General features: G+C 67.8%; 11 protein-coding genes. 1 reads left to right on the top strand and 10 read right to left on the bottom strand.

The features are described from left to right. Positions 1 to 6: 6 nt before the first annotated feature. The 10 genes from ACYX7E_RS18460 to mraZ form a co-directional block, all read right to left on the bottom strand. A complete protein-coding gene (locus ACYX7E_RS18460) occupies positions 7 to 1,017 on the bottom strand; it encodes a D-alanine--D-alanine ligase (RefSeq protein WP_462082080.1) in 1,011 nt (336 codons plus the stop codon). Then, positions 1,014 to 2,474 carry a UDP-N-acetylmuramate--L-alanine ligase gene (gene murC, locus ACYX7E_RS18455; protein WP_462082079.1) on the bottom strand — a complete coding sequence of 487 codons (1,461 nt, stop codon included), beginning with the start codon at positions 2,472 to 2,474 and terminating at the stop codon, positions 1,014 to 1,016. The genes ACYX7E_RS18460 and murC overlap by 4 nt, the downstream gene beginning before the upstream one ends. Further along, positions 2,471 to 3,817, bottom strand: coding sequence for a putative lipid II flippase FtsW (gene ftsW / locus ACYX7E_RS18450; RefSeq protein ID WP_462082078.1), 1,347 nt, complete (start codon positions 3,815 to 3,817; stop codon positions 2,471 to 2,473). Before ftsW ends, murC begins: the two co-directional genes overlap by 4 nt. Continuing rightward, positions 3,817 to 4,902, bottom strand: coding sequence for a phospho-N-acetylmuramoyl-pentapeptide-transferase (gene mraY, locus ACYX7E_RS18445; protein WP_462082077.1), 1,086 nt, complete (start codon positions 4,900 to 4,902; stop codon positions 3,817 to 3,819). Before mraY ends, ftsW begins: the two co-directional genes overlap by 1 nt. A 164-nt stretch (positions 4,903 to 5,066) precedes the next feature. Then, positions 5,067 to 6,452 carry a UDP-N-acetylmuramoyl-tripeptide--D-alanyl-D-alanine ligase gene (locus ACYX7E_RS18440; RefSeq protein ID WP_462082076.1) on the bottom strand — a complete coding sequence of 462 codons (1,386 nt, stop codon included), beginning with the start codon at positions 6,450 to 6,452 and terminating at the stop codon, positions 5,067 to 5,069. Beyond that, positions 6,449 to 7,942 carry a UDP-N-acetylmuramoyl-L-alanyl-D-glutamate--2,6-diaminopimelate ligase gene (locus ACYX7E_RS18435; protein WP_462082075.1) on the bottom strand — a complete coding sequence of 498 codons (1,494 nt, stop codon included), beginning with the start codon at positions 7,940 to 7,942 and terminating at the stop codon, positions 6,449 to 6,451. The genes ACYX7E_RS18440 and ACYX7E_RS18435 overlap by 4 nt, the downstream gene beginning before the upstream one ends. Beyond that, the gene (locus tag ACYX7E_RS18430; protein WP_462082074.1) at positions 7,939 to 9,864 is read right to left on the bottom strand and encodes a peptidoglycan D,D-transpeptidase FtsI family protein; all 1,926 of its coding nucleotides are present in this window, start codon (positions 9,862 to 9,864) and stop codon (positions 7,939 to 7,941) included. Before ACYX7E_RS18430 ends, ACYX7E_RS18435 begins: the two co-directional genes overlap by 4 nt. 13 nt (positions 9,865 to 9,877) lie before the next feature. Further along, a complete protein-coding gene (gene ftsL / locus ACYX7E_RS18425) occupies positions 9,878 to 10,144 on the bottom strand; it encodes a cell division protein FtsL (RefSeq protein WP_462082073.1) in 267 nt (88 codons plus the stop codon). Beyond that, positions 10,141 to 11,154 carry a 16S rRNA (cytosine(1402)-N(4))-methyltransferase RsmH gene (rsmH, locus tag ACYX7E_RS18420; protein ID WP_462082072.1) on the bottom strand — a complete coding sequence of 338 codons (1,014 nt, stop codon included), beginning with the start codon at positions 11,152 to 11,154 and terminating at the stop codon, positions 10,141 to 10,143. Before rsmH ends, ftsL begins: the two co-directional genes overlap by 4 nt. Then, positions 11,151 to 11,597, bottom strand: coding sequence for a division/cell wall cluster transcriptional repressor MraZ (gene mraZ, locus ACYX7E_RS18415; protein ID WP_462082071.1), 447 nt, complete (start codon positions 11,595 to 11,597; stop codon positions 11,151 to 11,153). Before mraZ ends, rsmH begins: the two co-directional genes overlap by 4 nt. A gap of 420 nt (positions 11,598 to 12,017) precedes the next feature. Here mraZ and ACYX7E_RS18410 point away from each other — a divergent pair. Then, positions 12,018 to 12,256: ArsR/SmtB family transcription factor (locus ACYX7E_RS18410; RefSeq protein WP_462082070.1), on the top strand; the 239-nt coding region annotated here is incomplete at its 3' end.

Below are 12,256 nucleotides of genomic sequence, written 5' to 3'. Positions count from 1 at the left end.
CGGGATTCACCGTGCGGACTCCTTGGCATCGACATCGACCGAAGTTTCCAGGATCCGCCAGCACAGTTCCTCAAAGCCGATACCGACCGCAGCGGCCGACTTGGGCACCAGCGAGTGGCTGGTCATGCCCGGCGCGGTGTTCGCTTCGAGCAGCCAGTTGCGGCCCTGCGCATCGCGCATGAAGTCGACACGCGCCCAGCCATCGAGGCCCAGCGCGGCATAGGCACGCTCGGCCTGGTCGCGGGCTTCGGCTTCGCCGGCGTCGTCCAGGCCGGGGCACACGTAGACGGTGTCCTCGGCGATGTACTTGGCGTGGTAGTCGTAGTACTCGCCCTTGGGAACGATATGGATGCTAGCCAGCGCACGCCCGCCCAGCACCGCGATGGTGTACTCGCCACCGATGGTGGCGCCTTCGGCGTTCTGTCCCTGCTGAACTTGTCCGGATTGGATCAACTGTTCCATCAACAGCTCGCCGGGATAGCGCGCCGCCAGTTCGACCGCGGCATCGAGGCCGGCATCGTCGAACACGCGGCTGACGCCGACGCTGGAACCTTCGAGCGAGGGCTTCAGGATCAACGGGAAACCGATTTCGGCGGCGGCGGCATGCACATCCGCGCCCTTGGCCAGGCGCAGATAGCGCGGCGTCGGCAGGCCGACGCTCAACCAGACCTGCTTGCTGCGCACCTTGTCGAGCGCGAGCGCCGAGCCCAGCACGCCGGAGCCGGTGTACGGAACGCCGAGTGCCTCGAGCATGCCCTGCAGCACGCCGTTCTCGCCGGCACCGCCGTGCAGGATGTTGAAAACGCGATCAAAGCGGCCCTGCTGCAGGCCTTCCAGCAAGGCGGCCACGCCATCGACTGGCGTCGCGTCGACACCGCGCGCGCGCAGCGCCTCGAGCACGTTGGCGCCGGAGTTCAGCGACACCTCGCGTTCGGAGCTGTCGCCCCCCAGCAGCACGGCGACGCGGCCGAACACGGCCGGATCGGTGAAGCGCGGGGCGGGCACGGCGGTGCTCATCGCGCGTCCTCCTTGCCGACGACGGTGAAGCCGTGCTCGGCCAGTTGCTGCGCGGCATGGCCGATATCGCCCGCGCCCATCACCAGCAACAGGTCGCCGTCGAGCAGCACGTCGGGCAGCACGCTGGCCAGTTCCTGCGGATGGCTGACGACGACCGGGTCGATACGGCCACGCGCACGGATCGCGCGCGCCAGAGCCTTGGCATCGGCACCGGCAATCGGTGCCTCGCCGGCCGGATAGACTTCGGTCAGCACCAGCGCGTCGACTTCCGACAGCACCGCGGCAAAGTTGTCGAACTGGTCGCGGGTACGGCTGTAGCGATGTGGCTGGAACGCGACCACGAGGCGTTTGTCCGGCCAGCCGCCGCGTGCGGCGCTGAACACCGCCGACAACTCGCGCGGATGGTGGCCATAATCGTCGACCAGTTGCACGCGCGCACCCTGCGCGGTCGTCAGTTCGCCAAGCAGGTTGAAGCGGCGACCGATGCCCTGGAAGCTTTCCAGTGCGGTCGCGATCGATGCCGGCGACACGCCGAGCTGCCATGCCACGGCTGCAGCCGCCAGTGCGTTCTGCACGTTGTGGCGACCGGGCAGCGCCAGCGTGACCTCGGTCCGCGAGCCTTCCGGCAGGCACAGCGTGAAGCGCATCGTCGCGCCGGCCTGGACCACGTCCTCGGCACGCACGTCGGCCTGTGCCGCGAAGCCATAGGTCATCACGTGACGCGGCATGCCTTCGGCGAGCTTGGCGACCTCGGCATCGTCGATGCACAGCACGGCCAGCCCATAGAACGGCAGGCGATGCAGGAACTCGGAGAACGCCGCCTGCACGCGCGCGAAATCGCCGCCGTAGTTCTCCAGGTGGTCGGCATCGATGTTGGTGACGACCGCGATCAGCGGGTTCAGGCGCAGGAAGCTGCCATCGCTTTCGTCGGCCTCGGCCACCAGCCAGTCGCCCAGGCCCAGGCGCGCATTCGCGCCTGCGGCCAGCAACTGTCCACCGATGACGAACGTCGGGTCGATGCCGCCCTCGGCCAGCACGCTGGCGGTCAGCGACGTGGTCGTGGTCTTGCCGTGCGTGCCGGCGACGGCGACACCGCGACGGAAGCGCATCAGCTCGGCCAGCATCTCGGCGCGCGGCACGATCGGAATGCGCTGCGCGCGCGCTTCCATCAGCTCCGGATTGTCGGGCTTGATCGCGCTGGAGACGACGATGCAATCGGTGCCCAGGACGTTCGCCGCGGCATGGCCGCGATGGACGGTGGCGCCCAGCGTGGTCAGACGGCGCGTCACCGCGTTGTCGGCAGTATCCGAACCCGACACCTGATAGCCGAGCGTGCACAGCACCTCGGCGATGCCGCTCATGCCGGCGCCGCCGATGCCGACAAAATGGACGCGCGAGAACACCTTCGCGAAGTCTTCCTTGCGCAGGTCACGCGTTTCGTGCAGCCGGCGGATCATGCACCACTCCTGGAGCTCAATGTGGGTTCCACCCGCTGACGCAGGCGACTGGTGCCACGCGAGCCGGTCTCGGTCATCGCGGGCGTGGGTTGGGTCGTGGCAGGCGCCGGCGAACCCGGCATCGGGCCCGCAGCGCCACCGTTGACGGGCGCGCCTTCGCCGCGCAGGCGCGCGACCTGGCGCTGCGCGCGATCGAGTTCATACGACACGCGCAGCAGCAGACCGACCGCCACACAGGTCATCATCACACTGGAGCCGCCGGAGGAAATCAACGGCAGCGTCAGGCCCTTGGTCGGCAGCAACCCGAGGTTGACCCCGATGGAGACCAGGCTCTGCAGGCCGATCATCAGCGCGACGCCGAAGGCACAGTAGCCAGCAAAGTGGCGACGCATCTCGACGCACTTCAGGCCGACCCAGAACGCGCGGCCGACCAGCGCCGCGAACAGCCCGACGATCAGGCAGACGCCGACAAAGCCGAGCTCCTCGGCCAGCACCGAAAAGATGAAGTCGGTATGCGCCTCGGGCAGGTAGGACAGCTTCTGCACCGATGCGCCCAGGCCGACGCCGAACAGCTCGCCACGGCCGATCGCCATCAGCGCATTGGTCAGCTGGTAGCCGGCGCCCAACTGGTCTTCCCAGGGATTCCAGAACGAGGTGATGCGGCGCAGGCGGTAGGGCTCGATGATCGCGACCGCAACCAGCGCCGGCAGCAGCACGACCACCGGCAGCATCATCCGCTTCAGGTGCCCGCCGCCGAGCACCAGCATGCCGGCGGTGACGGCCAGCAGCATCGTCGCCGAACCGAAGTCCGGCTGCGCCAGCAGCAGCACGACCAGCACGATCGCCACGCCCAGCGGCTTGAGCATCGCGGTCCAGGTCGCGCTGACGTCGTCGCGGAAACGCACCAGGTAGCTCGACAGCCAGACCAGGTAGATGACCTTGACGGCCTCGACGACCTGGAAGTTGGACACGCCGAGGTTGATCCAGCGCCGGGCGCCGTTGACGGTATGCCCCAGGCCCGGCAGGAACACCATCACCAGCAGCACCACGCAGGCGAGCAGCAGGTGGCGGTCGTAGCGCTCGATGGTCTTGAGCTCGGTGCGCATCACCACCGCGCACATCGCACCGCCCAGCGCCAGGAACATCAGGTGCCGGGTCAGGAAGTAGAACGGGCCGACCTTGAGGTCCTCACCGATCGCGATCGAGCTCGACGCGACCATGATCACGCCGAACGTCGCCAGCGCCACCGCGAGCACGATCAGCCACGGATCGAAGCGACCCTGGATGGCGTCGAGCCGGGTCGCTTGCGCGTTCGTGCCGAGATCGAGTGAGGAGGCGACCATCAGCGCACCTTCAACGTGGCCAGGCCGACCAGCACCAGGATCACCGAGATGATCCAGAAGCGCACGATCACGCGCGGCTCGGGCCAGCCCTTGAGTTCGAAGTGGTGATGGATCGGCGCCATCCGGAATACGCGCTTGCCGGTCAGCTTGAACGACGCCACCTGGATCATCACCGACAGCGTCTCGATGACGAAGATGCCGCCCATGATCACCAGCACCAGCTCCTGGCGCACGATCACCGCGATGGTGCCGAGCACGGCACCGAGCGCCAGCGCGCCGATGTCGCCCATGAAAACCATCGCCGGGTAGGTGTTGAACCACAGGAAGCCGAGCCCGGCGCCGGCGATCGCCGCACAGATGATCACCAGCTCACCGGCACCGGGCACCGATGGGATCTGCAGGTAACGCGAGAACTCCGCGTGGCCCGAGGCGTAGGCGAAGATGCCCAGCGCGCAAGCGACCAGCACCGTCGGCATGATCGCCAGGCCGTCGAGGCCATCGGTCAGGTTGACGGCATTGGAGAAGCCCACGATCCAGAAGTACGCGATGGCGACGAAACCGATGCCGCCCAGCGGCAGCGCGATCGACTTGAACAATGGCAGGTAGAAGGTCGTCGCGGCCGGCACGTCGGCGTACAGGTACAGGTACAGGCCGGCGGCCAGTCCGAAGATCGACTGCAGCAGGTACTTCCAGCGCGACTTCAGGCCGTTGGGATCGCGCTTGACGATCTTGATCCAGTCGTCGTACCAGCCGATCGCACCGAAGGTCAGCATCACCAGCAGCACCACCCAGACGTACTTGTTGCGCAGATCGCCCCACAGCAGCACCGCCGCCATCACCGTGATCAGGATCAGCGCGCCGCCCATCGTCGGCGTGCCCGCCTTCGAGAAATGCGACTGCGGCCCATCCTGCCGGATCGGCTGGCCACCCTTGAACTGCGCGAGGCGCCGGATCACCGCCGGCCCCCACCACAACGACAGGAACAGCGCGGTCAGCGCAGCGAGGATGCCGCGGAAGGTCAAGTAGCCGAACAGGCCGAACAGGCCTTCGAGCTGCTGCAACCAGCGTGTGAGCTCAAGCAGCATTCGCGGCCTCCTGGCGATTGCCAAACCATGATGCGGCACACGGATGTGCCGCCCGTTGCCTCGACAGGGTCGAGGCAACGGAGCCTTGGGCGGGCATGTACCGACCATGGCGATGCGCGGGTCGCACAGGATGTGCGATCCCTCGCGCCGAGGTATGCCCAGGTTCAAGCAGCATCAATATCCCCTGTAGGAAGCAGTGCGTTGACGATCCTGTCCATCGCGCTTCCGCGCGATCCCTTCACCAGCACGCGGATGCCGCTGTGCAGCTCCACGCGCAGGAAGTCGATCAGGTCGTCATGGGTCTCGAAATGCAGCGCGCCCGGGCCGAAGGCATCGGCGGCGGCCGCGCTCAATGGGCCCAGCGTCAGCAGGCGCTCGATGCCGGCAGCGCGGGCATGGCGTCCGGCCTCGACGTGCAGCGCCACCGCGTCGTCACCGAGTTCGCGCATGTCGCCCAGGGCGATCCAGTTGCGACCGGACACCGCGGCCAGCGTGTCGATCGCGGCCGCCAGCGAGCCCGGGTTGGCGTTGTAGCTGTCGTCGATCAGGGTGGCGCCGTTGCCGAGGCGGTGGCGCACCAGGCGGCCCTTGACCGGCGCGCTGGCGTTCAGGCCTGCGCGGATGTCGGCCAGCGGCGCATCGACGGCCAGGGCCAGCGACGCGGCGGCAAGCGCATTGCAGACGTTGTGGCGTCCCTGCAGCGGCAGCGCGACGTCGATCTCACCCTGCGGCGTGACCAGCACGAAATGCATCGCGCCCTCGTCCTGGCGGATGGCGCGCGCGGTCACGTCGGCGGATGCCTCGATGCCGTAGCGGATGATCCGACGGCCGGACACGCGCTGCTCGAAGTACGGCGCGAAGGCATCGTCGGCGTTGATGACCGCGATGCCCTCGAGCGGCAGCGCGTCGTAGATCGCGGCCTTGGTGTCGGCGATGCCGAGCAGGCTCTGCATGCGCTCGAGATGGGCCGCGGCGATGTTGTTGACCAGCGACACCACCGGCCGCACCACGGCGGTCAGGTAGGCAATGTCGCCGAACTTGCCGGCGCCCATTTCATAGACCGCGAAGCGCGCGGCGTCCGGCGCGTCGATGACCGCCAGCGGCAGGCCGATCTCGTTGTTGCGGTTGCCCGGGTTGACATAGGTCGGACCGACCCGCGACAGGATCGACTCCAGCAACTGCTTGACCGTGGTCTTGCCGTTGCTGCCGGTGATGCCGATGACCTTGCCGCTCCGACCGTGCTGCATCGCGGCCGCGAACGAGGCCAGCGCGCGCTCGGTATCGGCCACGACGATCTGCGGCAGGTCGATGTCGATCTCGCGCGCGACCAGCGCGGCGCGTGCACCCTGCTCGGCCGCCGCGGCGACATGGTCGTTGCCGTCGAAGTTCTCGCCCTTCAGCGCGACGAACAATGCGGCGCGACCGTCGCTGGCATCGAGCGTGCGGGTATCGGTCGCGACGGCATCGATCAGCACGTCGCCGGCCAGCCCACAGCGGCACAGGTTGCCATTGGTCCATTGCGCGATGCGCGACAGCGGCAGCGGATTCATGCCTGCACCCCCAGCGCCGCGCGCGCCACCTGGCTGTCGTCGAACGCGTGACGGACGCCGTCGATCTCCTGGTAGGGCTCATGGCCCTTGCCCGCGACCAGCACGATGTCGCCGACGTTGGCCAGGCCGATCGCATCGGCAATCGCCTGCGCGCGGTCGCGCTGCACGCGGACTGCGGCAGGGTCGGCGAAGCCGGCGATGATGTCGGTGACGATCCGGTCGCCCGATTCGGTCCGCGGATTGTCGTCGGTGACGATGACCACGTCGGCGCCGCGTTCGGCGATGGCGGCCATTTGCGGACGCTTGCCGCGATCGCGATCGCCACCGCAGCCGAACACGCACAGCAGGCGGCCGCTGAGATGGGCGCGCAGGCTCGACAGCGACTGCTCGAGCGCGTCGGGCGTATGCGCGTAGTCGACGACCACCAGCGGCAGCGCAGCCGTGCCGCCGATCCGGTTCATGCGGCCAGGGATCGGCTGCAGTTGCGACAGGATCGCGGCGATGTCGTCCGCGCCTTCGTCCAGCGCGTGCAGCACGCCGGCGACCGCCAGCAGGTTGTCGACGTTGAAACGGCCCAGCAGCGAGGAACGCACCGGCCGTGACTGACCATCGACCCGCAATTCGAACCCGATGCCGCCCGCGTCCAGCACGACGTCGTGCGCGGACACATGCGCGTCGGCACGTCCCTGCGCACTGGTGCCGACCACGCGCAGGCCCTCGCCTTGCGGCCCAGGACCCAGGCGCGCATGCAGCCCGCGACCGAAGTCGTCGTCGAGATTGATGACCGCAGCCTGCAGGCCACTCCATGCGAACAGACGCGCCTTGGCCGCGCCGTAGCTGGCCATGTCGCCGTGGTAGTCGAGGTGGTCGCGGGTCAGGTTGGTGAACACGCCGACCTTGAAATGCACGTTGTCGACGCGGCCCTGGTCGAGCGCGTGCGAGCTGACTTCCATCGCGACCGCGGTCGCACCGGCGTCATTGAGCTCCGCCAGCAGCGCATGCATCTGCAGCACCAGCGGCGTGGTGAATCCGTTGGGGACCGCCTGGCCATAGAGGCCGCTGCCGAGCGTGCCGATGGTGCCCGCGCGCAGGCCGCGCAGCGTCCAGGCCTGGGCCAGCAACTGCACCGTCGAGGTCTTGCCATTTGTGCCGGTGACGCCGACCGTGGTCATCTTCGCCGACGGTTGGCCATGGAACTGATCAGCCATGGCGCCCATGCGCGCGCGCAGGCCGGGCACGGCGATCGCGTCGCCCGGCGCCGGCGCGTCGGCAGGCGCCGGCGGCTCGAACAGGATCGCGCTGGCACCGGCCTGGCGGGCCTGGCCGACGAAATGCAGGCCATGCGTACCGAAGCCACCGATCGCAACGAAGGCGTCGCCGGCGCGGAGCTGGCGGCTGTCCTGGACCAGACCGGAAATCTGCAGCGCCTGGGGCACCGCAGCGACATCGGGCAGCAGCGAGGACAGCGGCATCGTTCGGGCGGCGGTCATGGCGTCGTGCCCAGGGGCGTCGCAGCGGCACGCGTACCGACGGCAGGCGTGCTTGCGGCAGGCGTCAGCACCGCAGGCACCGCGACGGCACGCGTCGCAGCCGTCGTCGTCGGAGACGCGTTGGCGGCCGCGCGCGCCGCGGCGGGATTCGCACGCGCACGCTTGGCTTCGGCTTCGGCCTGCGCCGCGAGCCAGGTCTCGATGTCGTCGGGCGGCACGTCCATCAGGCGCAGTGCGCCTTCCATGACGCGCTGGAACACCGGCGCCGAGACCACGCCGCCGCCGTAGATGCCCTTGGAGGGATCGGGATCGTTGATGACCACGGCCATCGAGAAGCGCGGCTTCTCGACCGGCACCAGTCCGGCGAAGAACGCGACATAACGACGGTCGTAGCCGCCACCGCTGGCCTTGCGCGCCGTGCCCGTCTTGCCGGCGACGTGATAGCCCAGGATCGCTGCGCGGGTCGCGGTGCCGCCAGTCTCGGTGACCGTCTGCATCATGTGCACGACTTCGCGCGCGATCGCCGGATCCAGCACCTGGCGCGTGCGCCCTGCCTCGTTGGAGTCCGGACCGCCCTTGATGAAGCTCGGCGTGGTCGCAAGCCCGCCATTGCCCAGCGTGGCGTAGGCCTGCGCGATCTGCAGCGGGGTGGCCGACAGGCCGTAACCGTAGGACATCGTCTGCTTGCTGGTGCCGCTCCAGCGCGAAGGATCCGGGAACAGGCCCGGAGACTCGCCGGGGAATCCGCTGCGCGTGCTCTCGCCATAGCCGAAGCGGCGAACGAAGTCGTAGTACTCCTTGTTCGGCAGCTTGGCGACGATCTTTGACACGCCGACGTTGGAGCTCTTGGTGATGATGCCGGTGACGTCGAGCACGCCGTAGTTGCGGAAGTCGCTGGTGCGGTAGCGACCGTTCGGCATCCAGCCCGGGCTGGTATCGATCTTGGTGTCGGGGCGGACGACGCCGGCTTCCAGCGCGGCGGCGACGGTGATCGGCTTCATCGTCGAACCGGGCTCGATAAGGTCGGTGACCGCGCGGTTGCGATGCGCGTCGCGGTTGTGGCCGGTGACCTTGTTGTTGTTGTACGAAGGCAGGTTCGCCATCGCCAGCACTTCGCCGGTCGCCACGTCCAGGATCACCACCGAGCCGCTGCTGGCACCGGTTTCGACCAGCGTGCGCTTGAGTTCGCGATAGGCCAGGAACTGGATGCGGCGGTCGATGCTCAACACCAGGTCCTTGCCCGGCTCGGCAGTCTTGATCAGGTCGACATGCTCGACCACCCTGCCCTGGCGGTCGCGGATGACCTTCTGCGCGCCCGGCGTGCCGCGCAGCCATTCGTCGAACGCCAGCTCGATGCCTTCCTGGCCGCGGTCGTTGATGTCGGTGAAGCCGAGCACGTGCGAGATCGCCTCGCCCTGCGGGTAGAAGCGACGGAACTCGCGCTGCGAGAACACGCCGGGGATGTCGAGTGCCACCACCTTCTGCGCCGCGCTCGGATTGATCCGGCGATGACGCGGGATGTACATGAACTCCTTGTCCTTGCGCTCGGACACATAGCGGGTCAGGAAGTCCAGCGACAGTCCGGTGGCGCGCGCCAGTTCGGGCAGGCGATCGGCGTTGGCGTACAGCTCCTTCGGATTGGCCGCCAGCGACTCCACCGGCGACGACACCGCCAGCGGCTCGCCGTTGCGATCGGTGATCATGCCGCGCGAGGTCGGGATCGGCACTTCACGCAGGAAGCGCGCATCGGCCTTCTTCTGGTAGAACGCGTTGTCGACCAGCTGCAGGTCGACCGCGCGCACCAACAGGATCGCCGCGCACAGGCCGAGCGCGCTGGTAACCAGCACCAGCCGGCCGCGCAGGTCGAACTGCGCGCGCGAACGCGGCTTCTTGGCGTTTCCAAGACCCTTGAAGAATTTCATCGCGTGCCCCCGGTCATGGCCTGATCACCACGATGTCGGCGGCTTCCGGGAACTTCATGCCCAGGCGCTCGCGTGCGACCTGGTCGATGCGGTTGCTCTCGGCCCAGGTGGCCTGCTCCAGCTGCAGGCGGCCGAAATCGATGTTGAGCTCGTCGCGCGCATGCTCGAGGCGGGTGATCGCGACATACAGCTGGCGATGCTGGTGGCGCGCATGCACCACCGCGATCGCCGAGATCACATTCAGCACCACCATCACGGCGAGCACGATGCGCAGGCTCATGGCTGGAGCTCCGCTGCAGGAGGCAGCTTCTCCGCCACCCGCAGCACCGCGCTGCGCGCGCGCGGGTTGTCCGCCAGCTCGTCGTCTTCGGCCTTCTGCGCATCGCCGATCGCGCGCAGGGTCGGCACGAAGGTCTGCACGTCGGGCAGCCGGCGGTTGCCGGCAGGCGCCTTGGCGTGGCCGGCGATGAAGCGCTTGACGATGCGGTCTTCCAGCGAATGGAAGCTGATCACCGCCAGGCGGCCGCCCGGCCGGAGCGCGGCATAGGCAGCGGCGAGGCCGTCCTCGAGATCGGACAGTTCGCGGTTGATGTGGATGCGGATCGCCTGGAACGAGCGCGTCGCCGGGTGCATTTCCTTCTTGCCCGGCTTGCCGCGCGGCACGACCGCGGAGATCAGCGCGGCGAGATCGGCGGTGCGCAGGAACGGCGCCTCGCCGCGACGGGCGACGATCGCACGTGCGATGCGGCGACTCATGCGCTCTTCGCCGTAGTTCCACAGCACATCGGCGATCTCGCGCTCGTCGGCGCGCGCCAGCCACTGCGCCGCGCTTTCGCCGCTGTCGGGGTCCATGCGCATGTCCAGCGGACCGTCCTTGCCGAAGCTGAAACCGCGCTCGGCGACGTCAAGCTGGGGCGACGACACGCCGAGGTCGAACAGCACGCCATCGAGACCGCCGGAGACAGCGTCCCAATGCGCGAGGTCGGTGAAGCTGCCGCGGTGGATCGACACGCGCGCATCCGCGCCGAATGTCTGTCCGGCAACCGCGATCGCTTCGGGATCCTTGTCCATCAGCAGCAGCCGACCTCCTGTTCCCAGCCGTTGCAGCACGCCTTGCGCATGCCCGCCACGGCCGAACGTGCCATCCAGATAGGTTCCGTCCTCGCGCACCTGCAGCCCTTCCATGACCTGCTTGAACAGCACTGGCAAATGCCGTCCTGCCAGATGCCCCGTGGGCAGCTGCGTCACCGGAAGGTGGGCGGATCGGGTATCCGCGCCACCGACGTTCACAGCTGCAGGTCGACCAGGTCATCACCCAGATCGGCGTCGTCGAGCGTCTGCCTGATCTGTTCGTGATGCGCCTGCTCGCTCCAGAGTTCGAACTTGTCGCCCATACCCAGCAACACCGCCTTGCGCTCGATGCCGATGGCATTGCGCTGGCTGGTGGGGATGCCGATGCGCCCGCTGCCGTCGGGCTCGACCACGGTCGCGGCGCCCACCAGCTTCAGCTGCAGCGCGCGATTGGTCTTGCGTGTCCGCGGCAGTGCGTTGACCTGGTCGCGTACGCGCTCCCAGACGTCGTGCGGATAGATCCACAGGCAGCCGGACTCGAACGGGTTGTAGGTCACCACGAGCTTGTTGCCGCACTCACGCGCAACGACGTCGCGGTAGCTGGTCGGAATCGCCAGCCGTCCCTTGTCGTCGATGGTGATGGCGGTCTCGCCCTGGAACACACTTCCTGCCCGGTCATGCCCGTCTTCGGCGGGCTTCAGAGCGGGAAAACCACGATTCGCCAGGTTTTCCCACAGGTCGCCACCTTATGACCCACCCACAGGGTTGTCAACAGCTTTGTCGTTCGAAATTCGCTAATCCCGTCAATGACTTGCAGCGAACTTCAGAGTGTTGTTCAAGCTTTATCCACAAGCACATGATTCGTCTCAAATTTTGAGATTGAGCGCTCCTGAACGGTTTCGCTGGTCGTCCCCGGCGGGCGCCATTCTGGGCGCGGCAGGCATGATATTCAACGATAAGGTTGACAATGGCTGCGCAAGCGGTCGATATTCAACCTCATGGATGAATATCGGCGACCGCCCCGCGACGACGCGCCCCTCGAGCGGGCGTTGCGGGGCCTGCCACCTCACGATCTGCCGGCAATGGATCGATCTGGACAGGACTCGTCGTTCCTGGATCAGCCGCTTCTGGATCACGTGTTCCAGGCGCTGGCCGATCCGACCCGTCGGGCGATGCTGGCACTGCTGGGCCAGGGCGCACGCAACGTCGGCGAGCTGGCCGCACCGTTCCAGATCAGCCTCGCCGCGGCATCCAAGCACATCAAGACGCTGGAGCGCGCCGGACTGATCCAGCGCACCGTCACCGGCCGGACCCACCTGTG

The organism is Luteimonas sp. RIT-PG2_3 (genome assembly GCF_054902115.1).
The sequence above is the reverse complement of the archived record's forward strand: the minus strand, read 5'-3'. Positions and strand labels throughout refer to the sequence as shown.

Bases quoted from the DNA above. Each gene is read 5' to 3' on its own strand.
- ACYX7E_RS18460 (WP_462082080.1), bottom strand. From the start codon at position 1,017: ATGAGCACCGCCGTGCCCGCCCCGCGCTTCACCGATCCGGCCGTGTTC.
- murC (WP_462082079.1), bottom strand. From the start codon at position 2,474: ATGATCCGCCGGCTGCACGAAACGCGTGACCTGCGCAAGGAAGACTTC.
- ftsW (WP_462082078.1), bottom strand. From the start codon at position 3,817: ATGGTCGCCTCCTCACTCGATCTCGGCACGAACGCGCAAGCGACCCGG.
- mraY (WP_462082077.1), bottom strand. From the start codon at position 4,902: ATGCTGCTTGAGCTCACACGCTGGTTGCAGCAGCTCGAAGGCCTGTTC.
- ACYX7E_RS18440 (WP_462082076.1), bottom strand. From the start codon at position 6,452: ATGAATCCGCTGCCGCTGTCGCGCATCGCGCAATGGACCAATGGCAAC.
- ACYX7E_RS18435 (WP_462082075.1), bottom strand. From the start codon at position 7,942: ATGACCGCCGCCCGAACGATGCCGCTGTCCTCGCTGCTGCCCGATGTC.
- ACYX7E_RS18430 (WP_462082074.1), bottom strand. From the start codon at position 9,864: ATGAAATTCTTCAAGGGTCTTGGAAACGCCAAGAAGCCGCGTTCGCGC.
- ftsL (WP_462082073.1), bottom strand. From the start codon at position 10,144: ATGAGCCTGCGCATCGTGCTCGCCGTGATGGTGGTGCTGAATGTGATC.